Source organism: Myxococcales bacterium (genome assembly GCA_016706225.1).
In the GTDB taxonomy this organism is placed as follows: Bacteria; Myxococcota_A; Polyangia; order Polyangiales; family Polyangiaceae; genus JADJKB01.
In genome coordinates this window covers 511,867-536,937 of sequence record JADJKB010000003.1, presented here as the reverse complement: position 1 = coordinate 536,937, position 25,071 = coordinate 511,867, and the positions used below count along the sequence as shown (strand labels likewise).

21 protein-coding genes are annotated in these 25,071 nt (G+C 67.5%); 8 read left to right on the top strand and 13 right to left on the bottom strand.

Going from position 1 to position 25,071, the window contains the following annotated elements; translation table 11 throughout:
* The first annotated feature begins 52 nt into the window (after positions 1–52).
* Both IPI67_04155 and IPI67_04150 read left to right on the top strand, forming a co-directional pair.
* The gene (locus IPI67_04155; GenBank protein MBK7579380.1) at positions 53–901 is read left to right on the top strand and encodes an SDR family oxidoreductase; all 849 of its coding nucleotides are present in this window, start codon (positions 53–55) and stop codon (positions 899–901) included.
* 38 nt (positions 902–939) lie between these two features.
* Complete coding sequence (locus IPI67_04150) at positions 940–1,254, top strand: polyhydroxyalkanoic acid system family protein (GenBank protein ID MBK7579379.1); 315 nt, start codon at positions 940–942, stop codon at positions 1,252–1,254.
* Positions 1,255–1,258: 4 nt separating this feature from the next.
* On the opposite strand, the gene IPI67_04145 is transcribed toward IPI67_04150, so the two are convergent.
* The 5 genes from IPI67_04145 to IPI67_04125 form a co-directional block, all read right to left on the bottom strand.
* Positions 1,259–2,056, bottom strand: coding sequence for a peptidylprolyl isomerase (locus IPI67_04145; GenBank protein MBK7579378.1), 798 nt, complete (start codon positions 2,054–2,056; stop codon positions 1,259–1,261).
* A complete protein-coding gene (locus tag IPI67_04140; protein ID MBK7579377.1) occupies positions 2,053–3,228 on the bottom strand; it encodes a hypothetical protein in 1,176 nt (391 codons plus the stop codon). Before IPI67_04140 ends, IPI67_04145 begins: the two co-directional genes overlap by 4 nt.
* Before the next feature lie 98 nt (positions 3,229–3,326).
* A complete protein-coding gene (locus IPI67_04135; protein MBK7579376.1) occupies positions 3,327–4,379 on the bottom strand; it encodes a lysophospholipid acyltransferase family protein in 1,053 nt (350 codons plus the stop codon).
* 40 nt (positions 4,380–4,419) lie between these two features.
* Positions 4,420–5,406, bottom strand: coding sequence for a hypothetical protein (locus IPI67_04130; GenBank protein MBK7579375.1), 987 nt, complete (start codon positions 5,404–5,406; stop codon positions 4,420–4,422).
* The gene (locus IPI67_04125) at positions 5,406–6,848 is read right to left on the bottom strand and encodes a protein kinase (GenBank protein ID MBK7579374.1); all 1,443 of its coding nucleotides are present in this window, start codon (positions 6,846–6,848) and stop codon (positions 5,406–5,408) included. The genes IPI67_04130 and IPI67_04125 overlap by 1 nt, the downstream gene beginning before the upstream one ends.
* 78 nt (positions 6,849–6,926) lie before the next feature.
* Here IPI67_04125 and IPI67_04120 point away from each other — a divergent pair, with 78 nt between their 5' ends.
* On the top strand, positions 6,927–7,865 hold the full coding sequence (locus tag IPI67_04120; GenBank protein MBK7579373.1) for a hypothetical protein: 939 nt from the start codon (positions 6,927–6,929) through the stop codon (positions 7,863–7,865).
* On the opposite strand, the gene IPI67_04115 is transcribed toward IPI67_04120, so the two are convergent.
* The gene (locus IPI67_04115; protein ID MBK7579372.1) at positions 7,859–9,439 is read right to left on the bottom strand and encodes a hypothetical protein; all 1,581 of its coding nucleotides are present in this window, start codon (positions 9,437–9,439) and stop codon (positions 7,859–7,861) included. The two genes, IPI67_04120 and IPI67_04115, sit on opposite strands and share 7 nt — an antisense overlap.
* Before the next feature lie 68 nt (positions 9,440–9,507).
* Here IPI67_04115 and IPI67_04110 point away from each other — a divergent pair, with 68 nt between their 5' ends.
* Both IPI67_04110 and IPI67_04105 read left to right on the top strand, forming a co-directional pair.
* The gene (locus IPI67_04110; GenBank protein MBK7579371.1) at positions 9,508–9,984 is read left to right on the top strand and encodes a hypothetical protein; all 477 of its coding nucleotides are present in this window, start codon (positions 9,508–9,510) and stop codon (positions 9,982–9,984) included.
* Between the two features lie 67 nt (positions 9,985–10,051).
* A complete protein-coding gene (locus tag IPI67_04105; GenBank protein ID MBK7579370.1) occupies positions 10,052–11,782 on the top strand; it encodes a methylmalonyl-CoA mutase family protein in 1,731 nt (576 codons plus the stop codon).
* Between the two features lie 20 nt (positions 11,783–11,802).
* On the opposite strand, the gene IPI67_04100 is transcribed toward IPI67_04105, so the two are convergent.
* From IPI67_04100 to IPI67_04085, 4 genes are all read right to left on the bottom strand, one after another.
* A complete protein-coding gene (locus IPI67_04100) occupies positions 11,803–12,756 on the bottom strand; it encodes a hypothetical protein (GenBank protein MBK7579369.1) in 954 nt (317 codons plus the stop codon).
* Positions 12,757–12,841: 85 nt separating this feature from the next.
* Positions 12,842–14,299, bottom strand: coding sequence for an MFS transporter (locus IPI67_04095; protein ID MBK7579368.1), 1,458 nt, complete (start codon positions 14,297–14,299; stop codon positions 12,842–12,844).
* 9 nt (positions 14,300–14,308) lie between these two features.
* A complete protein-coding gene (locus tag IPI67_04090; protein ID MBK7579367.1) occupies positions 14,309–15,508 on the bottom strand; it encodes an aminotransferase class I/II-fold pyridoxal phosphate-dependent enzyme in 1,200 nt (399 codons plus the stop codon).
* A 5-nt stretch (positions 15,509–15,513) separates the two neighbouring features.
* The gene (locus IPI67_04085) at positions 15,514–17,232 is read right to left on the bottom strand and encodes a proline--tRNA ligase (GenBank protein MBK7579366.1); all 1,719 of its coding nucleotides are present in this window, start codon (positions 17,230–17,232) and stop codon (positions 15,514–15,516) included.
* 225 nt (positions 17,233–17,457) lie between these two features.
* Here IPI67_04085 and IPI67_04080 point away from each other — a divergent pair, with 225 nt between their 5' ends.
* The 3 genes from IPI67_04080 (at position 17,458) to IPI67_04070 (ending at position 21,793) form a co-directional block, all read left to right on the top strand.
* Positions 17,458–19,722, top strand: coding sequence for a nitrite/sulfite reductase (locus IPI67_04080; protein MBK7579365.1), 2,265 nt, complete (start codon positions 17,458–17,460; stop codon positions 19,720–19,722).
* A gap of 6 nt (positions 19,723–19,728) precedes the next feature.
* Complete coding sequence (locus IPI67_04075) at positions 19,729–20,283, top strand: hypothetical protein (protein MBK7579364.1); 555 nt, start codon at positions 19,729–19,731, stop codon at positions 20,281–20,283.
* A 253-nt stretch (positions 20,284–20,536) separates the two neighbouring features.
* Entirely contained in the window at positions 20,537–21,793 is a 1,257-nt protein-coding gene (locus tag IPI67_04070) for a hypothetical protein (protein ID MBK7579363.1), read from the top strand.
* Between the two features lie 31 nt (positions 21,794–21,824).
* Here IPI67_04070 and IPI67_04065 read toward each other — a convergent pair whose 3' ends face one another.
* The 3 genes from IPI67_04065 to IPI67_04055 form a co-directional block, all read right to left on the bottom strand.
* On the bottom strand, positions 21,825–22,424 hold the full coding sequence (locus tag IPI67_04065; protein MBK7579362.1) for a DUF4202 domain-containing protein: 600 nt from the start codon (positions 22,422–22,424) through the stop codon (positions 21,825–21,827).
* Positions 22,425–22,532: 108 nt separating this feature from the next.
* Positions 22,533–23,414, bottom strand: coding sequence for a hypothetical protein (locus tag IPI67_04060; protein MBK7579361.1), 882 nt, complete (start codon positions 23,412–23,414; stop codon positions 22,533–22,535).
* Between the two features lie 130 nt (positions 23,415–23,544).
* Positions 23,545–25,035, bottom strand: coding sequence for a DUF4832 domain-containing protein (locus IPI67_04055; GenBank protein ID MBK7579360.1), 1,491 nt, complete (start codon positions 25,033–25,035; stop codon positions 23,545–23,547).
* Between the last annotated feature and the right edge of the window lie 36 nt (positions 25,036–25,071).

Genomic DNA, 25,071 nt, shown 5'->3' with positions numbered 1-25,071 from the left:
TGCAAGGGGCAGGGGTTGGCAGCGCTGCCGGGCAGACTTATCAGGGGGCGCCATGCCCGACGGAAATCTCTCCGGAAAGACCTTCGTGATCACCGGCGCCAACACCGGCATTGGCCGGGCCACCGCCGAAGAGCTGGCGCGGCGCGGCGGCCGCGTCGTGTTCGCCTGCCGTTCGCAAGACAAGACTCAGCCCGTAATCGACGAGATCCGAGCGGCGACGGGCAACGAAGAGCTCGTATTCGTCGAGCTTGCCCTGGACGACCTCGGCTCGGTGCGGCGTGCGGCGGAACAAATCCTCGAGAGTGAGCCGGCCATCCACGTACTGATCAACAACGCTGGTTTGGCGCGAGTGCCCGGGGAGACCCAAAACGGCTTCGAGCGCACGTTTGGGGTGAACCACCTCGGACACTTCCTGTTCACGCAGCTGCTGCTCGATCGCCTTCGGGCATCCGCGCCCTCGCGCATCGTCAACGTCGCGAGCGGCTCCCACTACCAGGCTAAAGAGCTGGACTTCGGCTTGCTCCGCGGGCCCACTCGGACGTTCTCTGGATTGCCGGAGTATGCCGTGTCCAAGCTTTGCAATGTGCTCTTCACGGCGGAGCTTGCTCGCCGCCTCGACGGCACGGGTGTCACGACCTACTCGCTCCACCCGGGTACCATCGCCTCGGACATCTGGCGCAGCGTGCCCCTGGGTCTGGGCCGCGTTGCGCGACTGTTCATGAAGAGCAACGAAGAGGGGGCGGAGACGACGCTCTACTGCGCAACCGATCCCGCGCTCGGCGAGGTGAGCGGGCGGTACTACGACAGTTGCCGGGAGAAGCGGCCCAGCAAGCTCGCGTCCGATGCCGAGCTCGCCCGAAAGTTGTGGCAGCAAAGCTCGGAGTGGGTCTCCGTCGACTGACTTTCCGTCGGCGCGGTGCTCGGGGTAGGCTGCTCGGCATGAGTTTTGGAGTCGACCACGCCCACAGTTTCACCATCGAAGACGCGCGCGCCCGCATCCGCGCCCTGGGTGAGTACCTGTCCAACAAACACGGCATCAGCGCGACCTGGACCAACGACAATCAGGCGACCATCACCGGCAAGTACCTGGTCGTTTCCATCGAGGGGACGGTCACGGTCGAGGAAAAAAGGGTGCGCTTCGACGGCAAGGACCCGGGCATGCTCTGGCGCGGCAAGGCCAAGGACTACCTGGCCAACAAGCTGGAGAAGTACTTGAACCCGGCCACCGCAATCGACGACTTGCCACGTCGCTGACTCTTCAGGGGCTGCGACACGGCTCCTTGAAGGCGATCTGCACACGGCGGATCTCCACGGGCGTCCGCGGTCGGTCGCCGGCGCCTGTCGGCACGCTCGCAATGCTCTCGATCACCTCGTCGGGTTCGCACTCACCGAACGCCGAGTAGCGCCCGGCGATGTGCGGGGCTGGCGCGTCCAGGATGAAGAACTGCATGCCGTTGGTGTCCGGCCCGCGATTGGCCATGTAGAGCACGCCGCGGTGGTCGCTCTGAATGCGCTCGTCGAGCTCGTCCGGCAGGTTGTAACCGGGGTCCCCGGTGCCGTTTCCGCTCGGATCTCCGCCCTGCAGCATGAAACCACGGATCACGCGGTGAAATGTCGTCCCTTCATAAGCGGGTCGGGTGAGCCACAGGCCGGTCGCGGGATCCCGAAATGGGCGAAGTCCTCGGGCCAAGCCCACGAAGTTGGCGACGGTCAGCGGAGCGACCTCGTCCCAGAGTGTGCAGGAGAGATCACCCTCGGAGGTCTCGATGCGCGCGATCAGCGGCCACGAACCTCGCAGGCCTTGGATTGCGTCCCGAATGTCGAAGCGCCCCAGGCGAGGGTCATCGGGGTTCGGGGGTAGGCTTCGCGGTGTGCTCCGCGCAGTGGGCCTACGCGGGGCCGGAATACACGCTGTGCTCTGTGACGGCGGCGAGGGATCTTCCACTGGCGCGCCGGGCGCCGTGACGATCACGACTCGCTTGGTCGGCGGCGGCGAGGCCGTGGCGCAGGCGCTCGCGACCACCAACCAGAGCCCGGGTGCACTCGGCGCTCTCATGGGCAATACACGAGTCGTACGCGGTGGGCATCCCCGACCAGGAGTCCGCCGCCCGCATAGGCTGAAGACAACGCGAGCCCCGTCAGCTCCGAGAACTTCGCGCTGTTCGTTGGGCCATCGAAGAAGCCGGTACCCGCGGCGCCGGCGAGGGTCTCGAGGACGCCGCTCGGCGACACACGCACGACCCGCCCGTGCCCGGCATCGGCCACGTAGACGGTACCGTACGCGTCGACGGCGATCCCCATCGGAGCGTCGAGGCTGCCATCACCCCCGACGAAGGTGGTGACGTTGCCAGTCGGGTCGACCTTTCGGATCCGGTCGTTGCCGGTATCGCTGACCCAGAGCACACCCGCGGCGTCGATGGCGACACCAAACGGAGCGCTGAAGCGCGCGCTGGTACCGGGCCCGTCCTGGAAGCCGGCGACACCGTTGCCCGCCAGCGTGACGGCGCCTGCGCCCGCCGTGAGCTTGCGCACTGCGTGGTTCCCGCGATCGGCTACGAACACGTTGCCCTGCGCATCGACGGCGAGTCCCGCCGGCTCGCGGAATCGCGGCGCTGGACCGTCGGCGAAGCCGGGTTTGCCGTCACCCGCCAGAGTCGAAACCATCGCGCTCTGCACGCGCCGAATTGCGTGGTTCTGCGTGTCCGAGATGTACAACGTGCCCACGGCGTCGACCGCGACCCCCTCGGGTGCGCGAAGCTCCGCTTGCTCCCCCTCTGCGTCGAACAGGCCTGCAGTGCCGCTGCCGGCGAAGACCTCGCAGTCTCCCGCGTCGAACAGCAGGTTGCGAATGCGGTGGTTGTTCATGTCTGCCACCAACGCCAGCACGGTGCCGAAGGCAGCGATGCCGCGCACGCCGTTCAGTCGCGCGATGCCGTTGGGGCCGGCGGAGCCCTCTGCGAAGCCGGCTTCGGCTCCCGCGAGCGTGGTCACTGCGAGGTCGTCGCAGGTGAGCTGGAGGCCGCTGTCGGGGCCGGCATCGCTCGTCCCACCGCTGCCGCTCGCGCCGCCGCCGCTACCACCGCTCGCGCCGCCGCCCCCGGCGCCGCCGCTCGCAGTGCCGCCGCTGGCGGTGCTGCCGCCGCTTCCCGTGTCATCGAGCTCGTGATCGGTGCACGCCACGAAGCCCGCGGCGAAAATCACGAGTAGCGCCGTTCTTACGCCACGCATGCGGCGAAGCTAGCACGGCGCGAGCTGACCATCAGCCCGCGTGCGGCGCGGGCGAGACCGCTTTCGCGCGCCGGTTCTTGCGAGGCACGCGCGCGCGCTCACTCGGGCGAATTCGAGTCCGGCCCAGACCCACCCTCACCGCCACCAATGTGCTGCCGCATGTGGCTGGCGACCCAGGCGTCGACCTTGTGCCATTCCCGATACAGGAAGGAAATTCGCTCTGCCCGCTCGCGCGGGATCTCCGCCCGCGGGATGCGCCAGATGCGCACGTCGATGCGCCGGGCGCCGAGCGCGTGACGGAAGATGTCCCCGACGCTTGCAAATCCGTCGAGCCCGACGTGAGCGAAGAACACGACGTCGGCCTCGCTCGCTGCTTCGAGCAACGCCAGCGCCCCGCCCACACGCGGAGGCAGAACGTGGGTCAGGCCCTTGGCGTACTCGAAAAGGTCTGGTGCTTCGGTAGCGAGCTTTTCCAGAGCACGTCGGTGCTTGTCGAGCGTGAAGCGGGTGCCCTCGGGATAGATCAGCACTCCCTCCGCTTCACCGAGGTGTTCACCAAGCTGCCGCACGCCGGCGATGTCTGTGGGGTCATCCCCGGTGCGATCGACGAAGTAGTTGGGCAGACGCAGGCCGGCCACGTCCAAGCACGGATCCAACAGCAACTCCCGTTTCAGCACGAAACGCAGTCGGATACCGTGACGGGCAGTCACCAGCACCGTGGGCAGAAGCGTGTCGATCACACTCGCGTGGCGAATGAAGACGACATACGGTCCACCGCGCAGCGAGTCCTCGCCTTCGACCGCGACTTGCAGCCCGAACAGGGTCCGTACCGCGCGGAAGAGCGCACCGGCCCAGCGGACCTGCACGGCGAAGGTCCGACGAATGAGCCGCTGCCGGCGCTCCGCGCCGCCGACCAGTGATGAGAGCCAGACCGCGAAGAGTGCGGCCAGGCCGAGCACCTGCCCCGCTAGATAGAACCAGCCGAACAGCACGAGCCGTGTCCCGACCCAGGGCAGGCGACGTGTGAGCGAGCGCACGGCATCGATCAGAACGGCGAGCAGCAGGAGCAGCGGCAGGCTCGACGTCACGAGCACAAAGGCGAAGCTCACGGCCGGAATTGTGACGGCCCGGCGTTTCCACGTGCCGCTCATGGCCCAAGCCTTAAGCCGTGAAGTGGCGTGTCGCCAGGCGTCAGAACCGCCGCGCGTAAGACAGCGACAAGCCCCCGCCCGGAGTCCCCTGGACTCGTGCGCTCGATGGCTGCTCCTTTGAGCCACCGAAGACGATCAGCGCGCCCCCGGCCAGTAGCCCGACGCCCCCGGCGACGAGCCCGATGTTGGCGATGGTCTCGAGGCGCTTACCGCTGTCCACCGTGTCGCCGTACTTTGGGTCCGTGCAGCGTTTGCTTCCGCACTCGTCTTCGAGCTCGCTGAACTTCGAGTTGGCCATCGATCCCGTGATGGCAAACACCGCCAAGCCCGCCACGCCGACTCCCGCCAACACGTAGCCGGCGGTCCGCAGGCTGCCGCCCTCTTTCTTGGGTGCGAGCGGCTTGGTGTCCGTGGTCTCGGTCGGCGCTGGTGCGGCCTGCCCTTCCTCGCGGAACACCAGCGTCACGGTCTGCGTGGCGCCGGCGGCGATCTTGACGCGCTTCTCGATCGGAGCAGCGCCCTCGGCCATTGCTCGTACGACGACCTCACCGGCATCGACCGGCAGGGGTTGGCCCACTTCGGGTGCGCTCAGCACCCGCCCGTTCAGCTCGACCTTCACGCCGGGCGGAGGCTCCGCCAGCGCCACCACGACCTTCGCCACGCGCTGATCGAGCAGTGCCAGCTCGGCTGCAGCCGAGTCCCGTGTGGCTTGATATTTCGTGTCAGTCTTGGCGGACTCGCTGGCGTCGCGCAGGGTGCGTTCCATTTCGACGAAGGCCTCCGGGAGCTTGCCGAGCTCCCGCAGTGCCCGCGCGACGTAGAGCCTCGCGTTGGGGCTGCCGGTCGCCTCGAGCGCCGCGCGCGCGAACTCGAGGGACCTCTCGTAATCTTTCGAGTCGAAGGCCTTCTGCGCTTGCTTGAACTTCTCGAGCGCGACCTTGGGGTCTCCGCTTCCGGTTTCAGCGACGCTGACGTTCGGGCACAACAGCATCACGAGTGCGAGAACGATTGCTGTCAGCGCGCGCATCACAGTCCTTCGGGACGATAGCCCGGTCCGGAGCGAACGGCACCCGCTGGTTTTGCCACGGGCTTCGGTCCCGTCTTGGGGACCGGTGCCGGGGTGGGGGCCGATGCTGCGTTCGCGCTCGGTGCAGCGCTCGCGCTCGGTGCGGGTTGTTCCTCGGGCTCGGCGCTCGGCAGAGCGGTGACCTCCGGCTTGGGTTGCTCCTTCGGGGGCTCCTCGCGCGCCGCCAGGCTCCCCGTCGCGGCCGTCTCCGGGCGCGAGGTCGGCGACGTCGCGGAAACCGCGGAGCGCATGGCGATGGCAAGCGAACCCCCGCCGATGAGCAGGGCTCCGACCACGCCCACGGCCAGCCAGCGACCTCTATTCCGAGGCGGTTCCCCGGGGACTGTCGAGAGCGCGCTGCCCGCGGCGGTTGTGCTGCCTTGTGAGAGTCCCGTACCCGCTGCGGCGGGCGGCGAGATCCCCGAACTCGACTCGGCGCTGCCGGGTCCGAGGCGGACCTTGGTGGCGTCGATCTTCTGATCCGGGACCTCGAGCGCGGTGATCTCCGCTGCGACCTCTCGCGGTTTGGCCAGCGTGATCCCGACCTCGTTAGCCGCGGCCTCCAGCGCGTCGGCGAGCTCGACCGCGGTCTGAAAGCGGTTCTCCGGTTCGGAAGCCAGCGCCTTCATGCACGCTTGCGAGATGAGCTCGGGGATGTCGGGGCGCACCTGGTGTGGCGCGCGTTTTGCGCCACCCATGATCTGAGCAATGGTCTGGCCCTCGGTCTCGCCGCGGAAGAGCCGCCGCCCGGTCAGCGACTCCCAGAGCACGATGCCAGCCGCGAACACGTCCGAGCGCCGGTCCACCTTTGCCACCGTCAAGAGCTGCTCCGGCGAGAGATACGCGACCTTGCCTTTGAGACCGGAGCCCTGCGTGGTGGCGAGGCGAGCGCGCGCGTGGGCAACCCCGAAATCGGTGATGCGCGAGACTCCGTCGCTTCCCACCAGGACGTTCTGAGGAGAGACGTCGCGATGTACGAGATCGAGGTGGTGCCCGGACTCGTCCTCGAGCTCGTGCGCGGCGTGCAGTCCTTCGAGCAAGTCGACGACGATGCGCAGCGCGACGGGGATCGAGAGGTAGCGCTTTGCGGTCAGGGCGGCGCGCAAGATCGCGTGCAGCGGGTGCCCCTCGATGTACTCCATCACGAGGAACAGGCCGTCGGCGTTGCGTTCCACCGCCAGGGTCGGCACGACGTTCGGGTGGCGAATGCGCGCCGCGAGCCGCGCCTCGTCGAGGAACATCGACACGAACTCACTCTCGTTGGCGATGTGCGGGTGCATCACCTTCACCGCGACCAGCCGCTCGAACCCGCCTTCTCCCAGGATCTTCGCGAGGTACACGGTCGCCATCCCACCCTGTGCGATGGGGCGGACGACCTCGTATCGGCCTGCGAGGAGCGCCATGGTTCGGATGTTAGCTGAAGGCCCGAAGACTTGCCCACATCGCCAGCTCGGGCGGACAAATGCTAGACTCGCACGGGAATGCGGCGCATCGAGCTGGGGCTGTCGGTTGCCTTGGCGCTCACTTGGGCGCTGGCTTGCTCCCACGACTGGGACACGTTCGACCCGCGTCTCGGCAGCGCGACCGGTGGTGCGGGCGGTGGCGTGGCGGGCGCAGGCGGCGGCGGGGGCGCGACCACCGGCGGCGCTGGCGGCAGCGGCGGCGCGACGGGTGGAGCAGCAGGCGGCGGAGGAGCTGCGGGCGGTGGCGGCGCAACGGGCGGCGGCGGCGGCACGGGCGGCGGAGGAGCTCCGGGCGGTGGTGGCGCTGCGGGGTCGGGCGGTTCGCCAGGTGGAGGCGGCGGCGGCGCCGGGGGCAGCGGCGGCGCCACGACGGGCGGCAGTGGCGGAACCACGGCGACCGGCGGCGGTGGCACCAGCGCGACGGGCGGCACCGGGGGTGGGCCCACGACTGCGGTCTACATCGCGAACGTCGCGGATTGTGTGGACCTCGACAAGCCGGATCCCGACTTCTGCGAAGCGCAGAACGGCTCGATGAGTGTCGACAAGTCGAACAGCGCGCTCAGCACGAGTGATGCCGGGCCGTTTCCAGAATCCGGCGGCTTCCTGCGCTTCGACCTCGACACCGCATTCTCGGGTAAGACCGTGACCGAAGTCCGAGTCGAGATCAGCACGAACGCAGATCCCGACGCCGAAGGACCCGAGTCCGGCCACCTGTTCGCAGTGAGCACGTTCACCCGGCCCAGCCTGTTCACGGCAGTCCCGACCAAGGGTGCGAGCCTGGGTGGGAACCTCGGTCCAATGCTGCCGAACCAGACCGTGAGCTGGGCGATTGCGCCGAGCGCCATTACAGCAGGCGCGCCGGCTTGTTTCGGCATCTACCCGGTCAGCACCAACGGCGTCGACTACTACAACGCCAAGGGGGCCAAGCCGCCTCGCTTGCTCGTCACCTATCAGTGATGGCCGGCCGCCCGAGTCGGCGTCCGCCAGACCAGGGGTCCGACCGCCAGCTTTCGGGCATTGCCATCGCCGCCTGCGGCAACGAGCACTCGCCCGTCGGGGGAGAGCCCGAGCGGTCGGCCGTCGAACGAACCGATCACGCTGCCAGAGGCCAGGTTCGCCACGATCGGCGCGACGGCCACGAACGGCGCAGACACCACCGCCTCGGCGCTTGCATCGACCTTTGCGTCCAAGATCTCCGTCTTTGCTCCGTCGACATCGAAGACGACCAGCTGCCCTTTGCGGCGAATGAGCGCACGAGAGCCATCACTCGCCAGCACGATGTCGCCTGGGGAGAGCGGCGTCAGAGTCTTTCCCACCAGGTCGAGCAGTTTTACCGCGCTGCCGGGATAGAGCGGGAACAGGCGCTGCGTCGCAGCCTGGATCAGATCTTGGCTCTGATGCGCGACGTCGGCGTCGAGCTCGGCGCGCCCGCGCCGCGCGACGAGCTCGAGCTTTGGGCGCCCCTTCGCTTTGGTGCAGGCGACGAGCAGTTGATCCCTCGAGGTGTCGACGAGGACCACTCGAGCACCACACGGTTCCGGCGAGAGCTCGGCCGTGCCGGTCGCGGCTCGAAGCGTCAGCTTGCCCCCCGCGCCTCTGAGCACCACGCCGCTCGGTAGCGCGGTGACGAATCCCGCCACCGACTCGGTGGCGCCTCCAGTGAGTGGTGCCAAGCGCACGACGGGCTCGTCGCCGCGCCCGACCCATGCGTCGTAGGTTGCGACCGGGCCGCGGCATGCCCGCGGCGATTTACGCAGGGGTGCTGGCCAGCTGATTCGTTTGTCCTTGTTGGTGTCGTCGACCAGCACCTGCATCACCACGTAGCGCCCGCTCGGGTCCACCTCGATTCGCCAGAGATCACCCGGTCCCGGGTCGAGCAGCACCTCGGCCCCCGTCGCGAGCGTGCGCACGACCACCCGCGTGGCGCGACCCTCGCCGCGAATGAAGGCCAGGTGCTGGCCCGCTGGATCAAACGCGAGTGCGCGGTGGTGGCGGAACGACAGCGAGTCGTTTCTGGTGTCGAGCCCGGCCGCGCCGAGGTCCATTTCTTTGTCGTCGAGAGTGTCCTCCAGCACGACCTTGCCTGCGCGAGAGAGCACCACCCAGCGGCCGCTGTCGTCGTAGCTCAACAGATCGTCGATGGCCTCGCCGACTCCCGCACCTCGAATGAAGAAGCGCTGCAACTGATCGCCTTCGAGGCGGCCGGCCTCGCCCACCGACGCGGCGACGACCCCGTCGCCGTTGGTGTCACCGCGCGCCTGGCACAGGCAAACCCAGCCACCGTCCCGCGCAACCGCCTCCACACTGAGCGGACCCGCGGTTCCAACGTCTCCCTTCGGCGTGCGCGCCTTCGGGGGCGGCGTCGGCGCGGGCACGACGACCGCGCTCGATGCGGCGGCTGCGGACGCACTCGGGGTCGGTTTGATGGGCGCGGGCGCCGGCGGGGGCGGAAGCGCGGCCACTCCGCACGCGCCGACGGCGAGTGCCGTGAGCACCCCAAAGCGCGAGCCCCGAGCGGTCGTCAGCTGCATCGAGCCCGAAATCTCCGACACCGGGCCCCCGGAGCGCAAGCCGTTGCCCGATGCTATGCTGCGGCCCGATGATTCGCGCGCTCTCTCTGGTGCTCTCCTCGGCGGTCCTGCTCTTCGGCTGCGGTAGCAAGGACAACATCTCGCTCAGCGCAACCGTCAGCAAGGTGCAGCTCAGCGTGATCGAACAGGCTCTCGGTACGCAGCTCAGCGGTGGCTTCGATCTCAACCTGGAGGTCGGCGCGGAAGCCGATGGTGACGGCACGGTCGAGCTCGAAAGTTTCTCGATCGTGCGGGCCGCGGACCAAGGCACGCTGGTGGGTGCGCTTCAGGCGGTGCCTCAAGGGGTCAGCTTTCCTTTGAAGGTCGGCAAGGGGCAGTCGAAGGCGGTGCCCTTCCTGCTGGATGACAGCGCGCTCCTGCCGAGCGCCGACAAGGCGAATCTGTGCGCGGGCGAAGTTCAGCTCGTGGGCGCCGTGAAGCACAATCTGAACGGCGGGGAGACCAAACCGCTGCGTGGGAAGGCACTGCTTCCCTCGGGCTGCTGAGGGCTCGGGCGCGCTCGGATTTCACCCGCGCTGGCCAAGGCACGAGGCCTTGGCTATGTCCATGTTCATGGCTCACGAGGTTCGGCCCGATTTCGACGACGCTCAGGCTTTCACCGCGGAAGGCGAGAGCCCCGACGGGTTGGCTGAGCTCAGGGCGGCGGTGCGTGACTGGCGCAGCGAGGTCGTTGCCAAGAGCGCCGCCAAGGTCCCGGCGCGCAGACCGCGCTTCACCACCTGGAGCGACGTGGACGTTCCGGACCTGGTGACGCCTGCGGAGTTGTCCCTCGACTACCTGCGCGATCTGGGCTTGCCGGGTGAGTATCCCTTCACCCGTGGTGTGCAGCCCACCATGTACCGGAGCCGCCTCTGGACCATGCGCATGTTCGCGGGCTTTGGCACACCGGAGCAGACCAACGAGCGCTTCAAGTACCTGCTGAGAGAGGGGCAGACCGGGCTCTCGACCGCCTTCGATTTTCCGACTCTGATGGGCTACGACTCGGACTCCCCGCGTGCCTTGGGTGAGGTCGGCATGTGTGGTGTCGCTGTCGACACCCTGCGAGACATGGAGGTCCTGTGCGGGGACATTCCGCTCGACGAGGTGACGACGAGCATGACCATCAACGGTCCGGCCATCGTGCTCTTGGCGTTCTACGTGGCGCTGGCCGACGTGCGTGGGATCTCGCGCGACCGTATCGGAGGCACGGTGCAGAACGACTGCCTCAAGGAGTTCATCGCCCAGCACGCCTGGCTGGTCCCGCCTCGTCCCGCCATGCGAATCGTCACCGACATGATCGAGTTCTGTTCGACCGAGGTCCCGCGCTGGAACACGGTCAGCATCAGCGGCTATCACATCCGAGAGGCTGGAGCGACGGCGGCCCAGGAGCTGGCCTTCACGCTTGCCGATGGCCTTGCCTACGTCGAGACCTGTCTCGAGCGGGGCATGTCGGTGGACGACTTTGCGCCGCGGCTCTCGTTCTTCTTCGATGTACACAACGATTTCTTCGAGGAAATCGCAAAATTCCGTGCTGCACGCCGCATGTGGGCGCGCTTCATGAAGGACCGCTACGGGGCCAAGCGGGCGGACAGCATGAAACTCCGCACCCACGCCCAGACCGCGGGTGTGTCCCTGGCGGCACCCCAGCCGTACAACAACGTGGCGCGGGTCGCGCTTCAAGCGCTGGCAGCGGTGCTCGGCGGTACGCAGTCACTGCACACGAACTCCCTCGACGAGACCTACGCACTGCCCACGGAGGACGCGGTGACAATCGCGCTCCGCACCCAGCAGATTGTCGCTCACGAGAGTGGGGTCGCGAACACCATCGACCCGCTCGGCGGCAGCTACTACGTCGAGTGGCTCACGAACCGGCTCGAACAAGAGGCGCTCGACTACATCCGGCGCATCGACGAGATGGGTGGCATGGTGCGGGCGGTCGAGAAGGGTTATCCACAGCGGGAGATCGCCCGCAGCGCCTATGACTTCGAGCGCAAGCTGAACGATGGCGAGCGGGTCATGGTGGGCGTCAACGACTTCCGCCAGGAGGAACCCGACCGCATCCCCACCCTGAAGATCGACGAGGCGGTGCAAAAGAAGCAGATCGAGGCGCTGGCCAGGGTCAAGGCCGGTCGCAGTCGCACCGAGGTCGAGCGAACCCTCGCGTCGGTGAGAGAAGCGGCCAAAGGGGCGGGCAACCTGATGCCGCCGATCATCGAGGCAGCGCGCGCCTACGTGACCGAGCAGGAGATCTGCGACGTGCTGCGCGAGGTCTTCGGGACCTACACGGACCCGGCGGAGTTCTGAGCCGCGCCTCGAGCGCCGCCTCAGCCGGAGGACTCGCTCGGCTCCTCTTCGTCGTCACCTCGGCAGGCGAAGCCAGACTCTGGCATGCTGCGCAGAGTGTCGGATCGCGGCGGCACGCTCGAAGCGACGTGGTTCGGCCCGGCGCGCTGGCCGCCTGCTTGGACGCTCGGGGCCGGCACGGGCGGCGGCCCGGAGACACCGTGATCCATGGCGGCGCGTCGACTCCTGGGCGCCACGATTTCGTTCGGATCGACGGGCGGAGGCATGGTCGCGCGGGTGATGATGCGGTCCACGGCTTCGAGCGTGGGTTTGGTGGTCGGCAGGTGTGGGCTCGATGGGCGCCGAGTTGGTTTGCGAGGCGGTTTTTTCGGCGCGAGGGCCGCGAGTGCGCCGGGGGTCGTCGCTGGCCCGAAGCGCGCTTCGATGCGCGCCCGTTCCCCGAGCGCCTCACAGGTCAAGGTCACGGTCTCACTCATGCCCTCACGGGCGAAGCGTTGCGCCGCCCGCACCGAGCCGACGGCCAGATGCCGCAGCAACCGAGCCGTGCGCGGGCGTCCCCCCACACCGACGAACAACACGAAGCCGTCACGCTTCTTGCTCAGATCGAACCCGACGGGCAAGGCAACGAACAGATGCTCCAGCGGCGCGCGCATGCGCGCGACCGTCGCGACCAAGTCACCCGGGATCGACAGGTTGCCTTGGAGCAAAATGCGAGCGAGTGCGTCGGTGGCGACGCTCTCGAGCAACTGGCCGCTGCCGTCTCCGAGGGCAGAATCCAGGCCGAACAGCAGCTCTTCGGCGTCGGCGGTCTCGAGCACGTCGGCGTGGCTCGCCGCACGCAGGCCCGCCAGCGCGTTCGGTGTGGTCAGGCGGGACTCGATTCGCCGCATCACCTCGACGACGGACTCCGGGCGCGCACCGCGCTCGAACCCCTCGACGAGGTCGCGGACGAAGCGACTGCGCACCCCTGGCATGGCGGAAGTATAGGTCGAGTGTGACCGATTGCGAAGCCGTCTCCGACAAAGTCCAGAACCCGTGTCGTGCGCGAGTTCTCAATGACTAGCTTCGTTCGCGCTCACTTCCCAGCGCGAGCTTGGGAAACCTCAGCCCCACCAGGAACGCGGTCACTGAAAACCCTGCGATGACCCAGAACACCGGCGTCAGCCCATGAGCCAGCGCACCGGACAGCTCCGCGCGATGTGTGGCGCTGACCTCGGTGCCAAAGCGGGCACCGGCCAGGAGCGTCGCAGCGTCTGCCGCCAACGACGGATCGCGTCGCAGAGCACGCGCCAGGACCTCGCCCAACAGGCCGACCGCCAAGGCGCCGCCGATGGTTCGAAACAGCATCGTGCTGGTCGTGGCGACTCCTCGCTCTTTGAACTCCACGCTGCCCTGCACGGCGATCAGCGTGACGGTGTTGGCGAGTCCGAGTCCCACACCAAAAAAACCGCTGGCAACCCGCGGCACCAGCAGGCTGGCACCGGGTCCCAGAAAGAGCGCCATGCCGACCGCCGCGAGCGCCGTGACCGAGAGCCCCGTGCGGACCAGGGGCCGGTAGCCGATTCGGCCTACCAAGCGACCCGCGATCGCGCTCGACAGCGGCCAGCCGATCGCCATCGGAGCAATGGCGGCTCCCGCGTCGCTCGGGCTGCCGCCGAGCACACCCTGGATGTAGAGCGGCACGAAGCTCAGCATGCTCATCAGCGAGGCGCCGATCAGCATGCCCAGACCGGTGGCGATGGCGATCAGCGGTCGCGACAGGAGCGCGACCGACAACACCGGCTCGGCGGCCCTGCGTTCCACCCACACGAATAGCCCGGCGAACACGGCGGCGACCCCGAGCGTCCAGCTCGTGCGTGCGCCGAGCAAGACCAGCACGATCGTGGCGCCGAGCAGCGTCGCCCCCAGCAGATCGAGCTTTGCGTCGCGCGGCTCGACGCGTTCATGCAACACCGACGACAGGATCAACGCCGACAGGATCCCGAACGGCAGGTTCAAGTAGAAGATCCATTGCCAGCCGAAGTGGTGGACGATGAACCCACCGAGCACCGGCCCGACCACGCCGGCAAGCCCCCACACCGCGCCAATCACGCCTTGCATGCGAGCGCGCTCGTGCACCGTGAAGATGTCGCCGACGATGGTGAGCGCCATCGACTGCATCGCCCCGCCGCCGAGGCCCTGTACGGCGCGCGCCGCGATCAAGAAAGTCATCGTCTTGGACTGGCCGCACGCGGCGGAGCCCAGCAAGAACACGACGATGCCGGTCAGCATCACCGGTTTCCGGCCGTACAGATCGGCGAGCTTGCCAGCGATGGGCATGCCCACGGTGGAGATGACGACGTAGGCGGTGAACACCCAGGCGTAGAGCGACACGCCAGACAGCTCGCCGACCACGGTGGGCATGGCGGTCGAGACGACCGTGATCTCGAGGGCGGACATGAACACCGCCAGCATCAACGCCATCACCGTCAGTGGGCGGTGAGTGACCCTCTCGGGCTGCAAGCCGAGCTCTTTCATGACAGCGGCTCAGAGCGCGGACAGCGAAGCGCTGACGTCCGCCACGACATCGCGGGTCTCTTCGATGCCCACCGAAAGGCGGATCAGTGCTGGGTCGATGCCGACCGTAGCCAGCTCCTGGTCCGAGAGCTCGAAGTAGCTCATCAGTGCTGGCTGTTCGATCAAGGTCTCCACGCCGCCCAAAGAAGGCGCGATCGTCGCCAACTTGCAGGCGTCGACCACACGTCCGGCCGCGGACCGGCCGCCTTTGACGACGAAGCTGACCACCCCGCCGGCGCCTCTCATCTGCGCCGCGGCAACCGAGTGAGACGGGTGGCTGGGCAGGAGCGGGTAGTAGACCCGTTCGACGTTGGGGTGTGCCTCGAGCATCCGTGCGACCGCCAACCCAGTCTGGTTCTGTTTCTCCACGCGCACAGCCAGGGTCTTGAGCCCGCGGCCGATCAGGAAGGCAGCGTGGGGGTCCAGCGTGCCGCCGAGCACACTGCGCAACTCCCGGACCAGCGAGATGAGGTGGCTCGGCCCGGCGACGAATCCGCCCAGCACGTCGTTGTGACCCGAGAGGTACTTCGTGGCGCTATGAACGATCAGGTCGATCCCGTGCTCTGCCGGCAGCAGGTTGACGGGTGTCGCAAAGGTCGAGTCGACCAGGGTGCGGACTCGGCCCTTGCTCTTGGCAATGCGAGCGAGCGCGCTCAAATCCGTACAGTAGAGGTAGGGGTTGGTGGGTGACTCGCCGATGCACAGGCGGGTGTCCGCGGTGATGGCTGCCTCCAGCTCGTCCAGCGCGCCCGGTCCCACCAGCGTGTGGCGCACACCAAATCGAGTCAGGGTCTGGGTGACGAACTGGCGCGTGCGCCGGTAACAATCGCGAAACAGCACGACGTGGTCACCGGCCTTCGTCAGCGCCAAGATCGACGTGGTGACCGCTGCCATGCCGGTAGCGAACGCAACCGCGTCGTCGGTCCCCTCGAGGGCGGCCAGACGGCGCTCCAGCTCACGCACCGTAGGGTTGCCGTAGCGCCCGTACTCCTCCCGCGCCGGGTCCTGATCTTCGCCGCGCATGTAGCGCTCGAGATCCGCGGTGTCGTCGAAGGTGTAGGTCGCGGTCTGCGCAATGCTCGGCGTCAGCGTGTGGTGGGCGCGCACGGGGTCCGTGCCCGCGTGCACCGACTCCGTGCTGTTTGCGCCGTGCCGGCCAGCTTTTTTCATGGCGTTCAGGCAGACAACATCTCTCGCACGCGTCGTGCGAGGGTCTCAGCCGCCTCCGCCAGCGGCAAGATCTCCACCTTCTTGGGATCGGGCTCGCTTCGCAGTTTGAGCTCCACGCCGCCGTTCTTCAGGGCGCGCGCCCCGACGGTAACGCGCAGCGGAATGCCGATCAGATCAGCGTCCTTGAACTTGACGCCGGGTCTGTCGTCCCTGTCGTCGACCAAGACCTCGATGCCCAGCGCCTCGAGTGCCTGTTCGAGGTCTGCCACGGCCTGCTCGACCTCCGGCTCGTTACCGAGTTGCAGCACCTGCACCTGAAACGGCGCGAGCGCCATCGGCCAGCGGATGCCGTTGTCGTCGTGGTGCTGCTCGACGGTGGTGGCAACGAGTCGCGAGACACCGATGCCGTAACAACCCATGACGAGGGTCTTCTGCTCCCCTTTGTCGTCCAGGTAGGTGGCGCCCATCTTGCTCGAGTAGTGGGTGCCCAGGAGGAAGATGTGACCGGCCTCGATGCCCCGGTAGATACCGAGCTTCGAGCCGCACTCGGGACAAGTGTCCCCTTCCTTGACGCTGCGGATGTCCGCGACTTGCCCGGTGAAGTCGCGCCCCGGCTGCACGTGTTTCAGGTGCTGATCGGTCTCGTTCGCGCCGGTGATGGCGTCGACGAGGTTGGCGGCGCTCTCGTCCACCACCAGCTTGCCGGGGAAGCCGACCGGGCCGGCAAAACCGACGGCCGCTCCGGTGGCCTTCTGCACGTCCTCGGCGCTCGCCAGGAAGACCTCGCCGACCCCGAGGGCGCGCGCGAGCTTGATCTCGTTGACCTCGTGGTCCCCGCGCACGACCGCCATGATCACGGCTTTTTCCGCCACGTAGAGCAGGCTCTTCAGGAACTTCTGGGGTGAGGCTCCCATGAACTTGCTGACCTCTTCGATGCTCTTCTGTTTGGGTGTGTGCACCTTCTCGTGGGCGGGGGTCGCGGATGGATCGCCGTCCCGGGCCGGTGCCGGAGAGCTCGCGACCTCCAGGTTGGCGGCGTACTGACACTGGGTGCAGGCCGCCAGGAAGTCTTCGCCGCTCTGCACGAGGACCTGGAACTCGGCGCTGCCCGAGCCGCCGATGGCGCCGGAGTCGGCGTTGACCATGCGGTAGGTGAGCCCCATGCGATCGAAGATGCGAGTGTAGGCAACGCGCATCGCCTCGTAGCTCGTGCGCGCAGCGGCTTCGTCGACGTCGAAGGAGTACGCATCCTTCATGCTGAACTCGCGGCAGCGCAGGAGGCCACCGCGGGGGCGCGGCTCGTCGCGAAACTTCGTCTGAATCTGATACAGATTCTTCGGCATGTCGCGATAGCTCTTGATCTCGTGCCGGGCCAGATCGGTGATGATCTCTTCGTGGGTCGGGCCGAGGTGATAGTCGGTTCCCTTGCGATCTTTGATCCGGAACAAGACCTCGCCGTAGAGATCCCAGCGGCCCGTCTCGCGGAAGTACTCACTCGGCAAGAGCGCAGGCAGGAGGACCTCTTGCGCCCCCGCGCGCGTCATCTCGTCCCGCACGATGGCCTCGACCTTCTTCAGCACCTTCACGCCGAGCGGCAGGTAGCTGTAGACGCCCGCCCCCACCTTGCGGACGTAGCCGGAGCGCAGGAGCAAGATGTGGCTGGCACTCTGGGCGTCCGAGGGCGCCTCTTTGAGCGTGGGGAGCAGGAGTCGGCGGTAACGCATGGCGCCCCGGCTCCTACCATGAAGAGCCGCCCGCCCGAGAGCGGGTCGGGCAGCGCCGGGCAGGGAGCTGAGCAGGGCGTGGGCGGCCTCCGCAGCCTGTTCTTGACTAGGCTAGTGTAGTATATGAGGCTCTGAGTGAGCCAAATACGGCTGTACCGTTCCGCAGGTCTTGATTCCCGACTTGTAGCACCGGGAATGCGGGATAATAGATCCGGAACCCGAAGTATGGCCCCTCCCGCGAGCTGGAAAGAAGCGCTTGGACCCCGCGTCCGCGAGGACTGGGGGCGAGAAATCGACGTGTTCGAGACCCAGCTCGAGCTCCGGCAGAAGGGCAAGCTCGAAGAGAAGCTATTCGCCGAGACGCGACTGCGCCGCGGCGCCTACGGGCAGCGGTACGACAACGGTCAGCGCAACGACGGCAAACAGACGCAGCCGATCGCGTTTCCGGAGCGGCCTACCAAGGGTCCCGGCACAGCGTGGGATGCGCCGGGCATGATGCGAATCAAGATCCCGTACGGCAAGCTGACTGCCGAGCAGCTGTCCGTGATGGCTGAGCTGGCGGAGGAGTACTCGGACGGCATCCTGCACGTCACCACGCGGCAGGACATCCAGCTGCACTTCGTGCACCTCGAGGACACGCCGGACCTGATGCGTCGGCTGGCGGCGACGGGCATCACGACGCGCGAGGCCTGCGGCAACTCGGTGCGCAACGTGACTCAATGCCCCGACGCGGGCGTGTGCGCCGGCGAGGCTTTTGATACGACCCCGTACGCCCATGCGCTGACCTTCTTCTTGTTGGGCCACGACGACACGCAGGACTTCGGGCGCAAATTCAAGATCGCGTTCTCGGGTTGCAGAGAGAGCGCGTGCGGCTTGGTCAGCTTCCACGACATCGGGGCCGTGGCGGCCACGCGCGTCGTCGAAGGCCGACTTGAGCGCGGCTTTCAGCTGTTCGTGGGTGGAGGCCTGGGCTCCGTGCCCCAAGCCGCGGCGCTCCTCGAAGAGTTCACGCCCGAGGCGGAGCTGCTGCCGGTCTCCCAGGCGATCTGCCGCGTGTTTGGGCGCCTCGGTGAGCGCGACAACCGGCAGCGCGCCCGGCTCAAGTTTCTGGTCAAACGCCTGGGCATCGAGGAGTTTCGGCGGCTGGTGCGAGAGGAGCGCAACGAGCTTCGGCCCGATCCCCGCTGGACCGAGTTTTTGAGCGATCTTCAGGCAACGGACGAGAGCCCGCTGCGCCCCGCCCAGGCACTCTTTGACGCCGCAGCCGCCAAGGCCGGCCGGGCGTTTGCGACCTGGCGAGCGAGCAACGTCCGCTCACAGAAACAGCAGGGGTACTCGACCGCCGTCGTCGCGCTGCCGCTCGGTGATCTCACGAGTCGCCAGGCGCGTGCGGTGGCGGAGCTCGCGCGTCGTTACACCGGAGACACGCTGCGCGCGACGGTCGACCAGAACCTGCTGCTGCGCTGGGTGAGTGATGCGGACTTGCCCCTCGTTCATGCTGCGCTCGAGAGCGCGGGTCTCGGTGAAGCGGGCGCGGGCACCATCACGGACATCACCGCGTGCCCGGGCACCGACACTTGCAAGCTGGGGATCTCGTCCTCGCGCGGGTTGGCCGGGGAGCTGCGCAAGCGTCTGATGGTCGTCCAGGAACCGGCGGCGAAGAGCTTGCACGTGAAGTGCAGCGGATGTTTCAACTCGTGTGGTCAACATCACGTGGCCGACATCGGGTTCCTCGGTGTGAGTCGCGTCGTGAATGGCCGACGGGTTCCGCACTTCCAGCTGGTGGTCGGCGGACAGTGGACGGAGAACGCCGGGGCCTTCGGGCTGGCCATTGGCGCCGTACCGTCGAAGAACGTGCCCAAGCTGCTCGACGTCTTGAAAGACCGTTACGTGAGCGAGCGCCAGGCTGATGAGACTTTCCGTGCGTGGACGCAGCGCATCGGGAAGAAGGCGATCCGGGCGCTGGTCGACGCGCACAACGCCGTGCCGGCCTACGACGTCGACCCCTCGTACTACTCCGACTGGGGAGATCCCCGCGAGTACACCATCGGTGACATCGGCGAGGGGGAGTGCGCCGGCGCGGTGGTCAGCTTCCTGGAAATGGGGCTGGCGGGGAGCGAGCGCGAGGTGTTCGAAGCCCAGCTCTTGCTCGACGGCGGTGACGCGGCGGCGGCCGCGGGGCGGGCCCGGAGCGCGATGTTGCTGGCGGCGAGGGCGCTGGCTCGGGAGAAGAGCCCGAACGTCTCCGAGGAACCCGAGGAGGTCGTGCGCGAGTTTCGCGCGCACTTCTACGACACGAAGCTGTTCTTCGACCCCTTTGCCGGCGGAAAATTCGCCCACTACCTTTTCAAGGCGCATGCCGAGCGAGCGGAGACTGCAACTTCCGAGGCCGCACACCAGCTGATCGAAGAGGCCCAGCTCTTCGTGGATGCCGCCCATGCCTGCCACGCCAGACTCGTCGAAGCCAGCGGCGTCGTAGCGGCGGAGTGAGAGCGGATGAAGACCCGTCGCATCGAGCTCTCGTTCCCGTTCGAGCCCGGTTGTTTGCCGGATCCCGAGCTCGTGGTGCCGATATTTCATGCCTGGATTCGCGAGCGCGCGCTCGACGAAGTTCTGGTCGATGTTGCGCGCTACGGCCACGTGAGTGAAGGGCCGGCGGTGCTTTTGTGCGGGCAAGCGACGGACTACGTGATTGACGTGACCCGCGCCGGCAAGCGTTTCGCCACGCTGCGCAAACGCGACGCAGCGAGCGACCAGGAGCGACTCGCCGACGTCGCGCGGCATGCGGTGCGGGCGGCAGTGCTGCTCGAGCAGTCCTTGCCGAGTGTACGCTTGCGCACGGATCTCGTGACTGTGCGCCTGATTGATCGGCTGAACGCCCCGAACACCCCGCAGGCCTTTGCGGCGCTGAAGGAAGAGGTCGCAGCCTTCGCGCGGGGCTGGCTGGGGGACGCGGAGGTGGTCCACTCCGACGATCCGGGCGGACCGCTCGGCTTCGACCTGCGCCGCGGCCGCAACGAGCCGGTCCGTTCGTTGTTGGCTGGGCTCTGACTAGAGCGCCGAACAGGTTGAACGTTCGTTTGTTTTCCGGGACTTGCAAGGTGTTCGGCGCTCGCGCGCGGAGCGCGCACGGCCGAAGGCCGGGGGTTTGGGGCGCAGCCCCAACGTAAGTGTCCTGGAACACGAGCAGCGCAAGCTGATCGGTGTTCTAGGTAAGGTGTTTGGCGTCGTGGCGCGCGCTGATCTTCAGGGGCTGTTGCCAAGCAGAGTGAATTATTGCGCGGCGCTCGCATCCAACCCGGCCGTGATTCCAACTTCAGCGCGTGGACTGGGACTGATTGCCGCTCTGCTGCTTGCGTCGTGCGGAGGCTCCGGCTCGTCCGGGTCCGCCGGCGGTGGGACCAGCGGCAGCGGAGCGAGCGCGGGCCAGGGTGGTGGTGGACTGGGCGGAAATGCAGGCGGCGGGTCGGGGGGGATCGGTGGGGGCGCCGGTTTGGGGGGCGCTGCTGGGTCGGCTGGCACCGGCGGCAGCGGTGCACTGGGCGGTGGGGGTAGCGGAGCCGCTGACGGATGGAGCGCAACGCCCGAGTGGACCTCGCTCCCCATCCCGTTGCAGTTCGGTCCGGCGCTGGCGGCGCATCCCGTGAATGCGAGTCAGTTCAGTGTGCTCGCAAATACGTACTCCGTGTCCGGCACGGACATCGTTACCGCGACGACGACGGATCTCGGAACCAGCTTCCCGAGTCTGGGGAAACTCTCGAAGCTCCCGCAGACCGCCCAAGCGGAACCGAAGGGCATCGCCTACAACCCGAAGAATCCGCAAGAGCTGGCGGCGGTGTTGTGGATCCAGGGCGACCCGAATGATCCCGAGAGCGGCGGACACCTGTATCGCTCCACTGATGGCGGGAAGACGTTCGCGGACGCCCCACTCGGTAAGAGTCTGCCAGTGAACGCACTCGCGTTCAGCGCGCTCCGGTTCACCAGCGACGGCTTGATGGCGATTCGCACCGATGCGTCAGTCGTCTATTCGGCAGACGGGACGGCGACGACGGACAGCGTCGCGACGCCAGGCTGCTCCGCGTCACCCGGGGTGAGCAGCTTCGACGTCAGCCCGAGCGATGGCAAGCAGGTGGTGGTGCCGTGCGGGAAGGCGCTCCAGTTCTGCAACAAGGCCGGCTGCACGAAGTCGCCCGTCGCTTACGACATCGTCGACGTACGGTACGGGACCGACGCACAACACGTTGCTGCGATTGGTCGTTCGACGGACGGGACGTTTGTCGCCCTCCTGTCCGAAGACGGAGGCAAGAATTTTTCGGCCAGCCCGCCCTTCAAGGACAACGTCAGCCCGTCGTGGCGGGTGGGCTGGGATCCGCGCGCGGGCAAACACACCGCGTACGCCCTCTTGATCTCCCACCTGTTCCGCTCGAGCGACGGCGGCAAGAGCTGGCAGGACATCACGCCGCCCCAGGGGCTGAACTACATCTACGACTTCGTGGTCGCGGCCGACGGGCGGCTGATCGGTCGGGGAGTGTTTCACTACCTGCTGCTCGCGCCGACCTGATGGCGATTGGTGTCGAGGACGGATCGCGTACTCACTCCGACGGCGCGAGCGCGCGCTTCAGCAGCGCGCGTACCTCATCGGGCAGCTCCTCGGCCAAGGTGCCCGCCAACTCCCGCCCGCGGGGGCTCATCTTGCGCCAGGTTTCGCGCAGGATCCCCAGCAGCTTCTCTTCGCTCTGCCCGCTGCCGAAGTCGGCCAGGTCGTGCTCGATGAACGAGAGGCAGAGCGCATCTTCCATCGTCTGTACGTCGGCGTGAGCTCCCAGCCCCTGTTTTTGCACGATGCGGCGCACCTCCGAAATTGTCTCGTCGTCGTAACCTGCACTCGACAGCACCTTCGCAGCCTCGTCGGCATGAAACGCCGCCATGTGCTTGCGCCAGGCGTGGTACCCGGCACGACCATCGGGGAACTCGCTGCGCTTCAGCTCGAAGCGGCGCAGGTGCTGGCAGCGTGCCGTTAATCGGAGCGCCTCACTCGGCGCCGGCTCGAGCCTCGAGATCCAGCCCGACAGCCAGTCCGCCTTCGCGAGCTCGCGGGGGATCGGCTTCCCGCCGACGAGTACCCGGCTCGGATCCCCCGAGTTCTGGCGGTCCAGCTCCCGCACCGCGCGTATGAATCGGTCGCTCGTCATGGTCACGTCAGAGCATCGGGCGCGCGCCGACCTCCCGCAAGCCGCCAATGAAAAACGGCGGGCCCCTCGTCGGGACCCGCCGTGCCGGGGAGCAGGGACAGGGAAGATTCAGAAGTTGCCGGGGGGCGGCGCGGCGAACTTGCCGGGGAAGGGGTCGGCGCCGTGGCGCTTGTCCACTTCCTCTTGGGTCCACGAGAAGGTCGCACCGCGCTCCTCGAAGAGCGCCACACCAATGACACCGACGTTGCGGTCGTCACCCTTCTTGCCAGCGTACGAGTCGGAGACGCGACCGAAGCGGAACGAAGCGACGGTGTCCGAGCTGCGGCGCCAGCCGTCGATCTCGACGGTCGAGAAGCCGTTCACGATGTAACCGCGATTCGAGAACGAACCCGAGCGACCGTTGATGACGTCGAGCCCATCGACCGTGGTCACCGCCTCGAAGCGGACGCCGGTGTTGTTCTTGATCTGAATGATGTAACGCTGCCCGTGGCCACCAATGACGTAGGTGTTTCCGCTCGAGCTGAAGCCTTCGAGGGGCCGGCCGCTGCCGTCGAGCAGGCGCACTGTGATCGCACCGCGCGTTGCGCGGCCCGAGCTGTCGCTGAAGTCGCTGACGCCCGCGCGTCGTGCCATGGCGCGCACACCCTCGTTGTCGTTGTAGAACATCTTCACGACGTCGAACGGCTGGTCCGGGCGGTCGCGGAAGAAGGCCGAGGTCGACACGCGGCTCTCGCGATTCTCACCCCACTCGGTACCGAGTCCTGGACGTTCGCGGCCGGCGACGTCGGCCGACTTCTCCGCTTCGCCCGCCGCTGCGGGGGAGGGGGCGGACTCGGCTGCGGGTCCACCGTAGCCACCCGGCTGTGAGGCGGGCGCCGACGCGCTCTCGTAGCTGCCACCCGGCGACGCCGGTGCGTGGGCCCCGCCAGCTCCACAACCCACAGCCGCCAGACCCAGCGCAAATACTCCCAGAATCGTTGCTTTTCGCATTTGTCGTCTCCCGCTTTTCGCTACCGACGCCAGAAAGAACGGGGCTCCCGCCCCAGCCTTACACCCCCGCCTGACGGGCGGCCAGGCACGCCTTCCCTCTGCCCGGACGGGCCGCACTCGGGTCGACCCGTCAGGGGCCGACCGTGAGTGAGCCGAGCACGTTCAACCCGGTCTTTGCGTCCCAGCCCGCGGTGTTCGCGAACTGGACCGCGTACTCGGGGATAGCGCGCAGCGAAGCCGACGGGTCGGGCAACCACAACGCGACCTGATAACTACCGGCGGGCAGGTTCGCCGGCAGGGACACACTGGTGTCGAGGCTGTGCGCGCCGGGCTCCCAGCGTCGGGGCTCGCTCGGCAGCGCTGCCTCGAAGTGTGTCGGCCCATCGAGCACGAACACGAGCTCCTTCGCAGAGTAGGGCGGGGCGAAGCCGTCGTTCCGAAGCTTCAATGAAAGGGAGAGTCCACAGCCGGGCTGGGCCTGCTCGGGGAACGTCGCCTGTTCGAGCACCAACCGATAACCGAGGCGGGCGGCGATCTCGTCGTAACAGCCCTCGTTCTTGAACCGAGCGAGCGCGCCCGGGTGGTACACGGCGTTGAGGAACGACCAGTGCAGTTGCGCCATTTCCGGCACGGCGACCGCGCAGGTCGTGCGAGCTGGGTAGTCGGCGCAGGTCTCGCCGCCCGCGGGCACGAAGCGGGTGTCCTCGGCGATCAGCGCCTTCCACGCGTCCATCTTTCCGGTCGGGTAGGTGCCGACATCGTCGGCGCTCGACAGGAAACAGTCGTTGTGGTGCCCGACCCGAGCCACCGCGGTGGGGCCGAACGCCTGCGCTTCGGTGGCGGGCCCCCCGGCGTACTCTTGTTTGAAGCTCCAGCGCCGGACGAGCACCGGCATCTCTTGCGGCACGACCGCGAGCAGCGCGTCGAGCACGGATTTCTTGGCGCCGAGGTTGGTGTCGAGCCCATTGGTGCTCGAGTGCCACTCTCCCCAGGGGCCGATGAAGCCGGCCTCGAGCAGCATGACCACGTCGGCGTGTTTCTGGATCAGTGGCGCCAGTGTCTGGATGTGCTCGAGGATGCGCGACAGCTTGGCGTCGTTCGGATCGGTGAACTCCTCGCGATACACAAAGCGCAGCACCACCTTGATGCGAGCCGCGCGCACTCGATCCAGACCCGCGCTCAAAGCCGCGACGAACGAGGCGGGCAGCGCCGCGTCGACGTAGTCGATCAGGGAGACCCCGGCATAGGCCAGGGTGCGCCCGGATTTACGCACGTTCAGGAAATCGTCGGTGGAGCCGAGGTCGATGAAGTCGTGGAATCCGCGCGCGGGATTGAGCAGATTCTCCTTCGGTCCAAGGGCCGTGAAGCTGTGCTCCACGGGTGCTGCCGGACAGATCGGCGCATCACCGCCCGCGTCTCCGCTCGACCCGCCGCTTGCGAGGCCCGCGCCGCCCCCGCCGCCGGCGCCGGAAGTTCCGCCGCTCGAGCCGGTGCCACCGCTCGAGCCGGTGCCTCCACCCGTCCCGGATGTGCCTCCGTCGCCGCCCCCGGAGTCGGAATCACCGCAAGCGATCGCGAGCCCGAGGCTCGCGCACACGAGGCCGGAGAACCACACACGCATGCCGAGCAGAGTAGCATCCTTCGAGTCGCCGCCGGC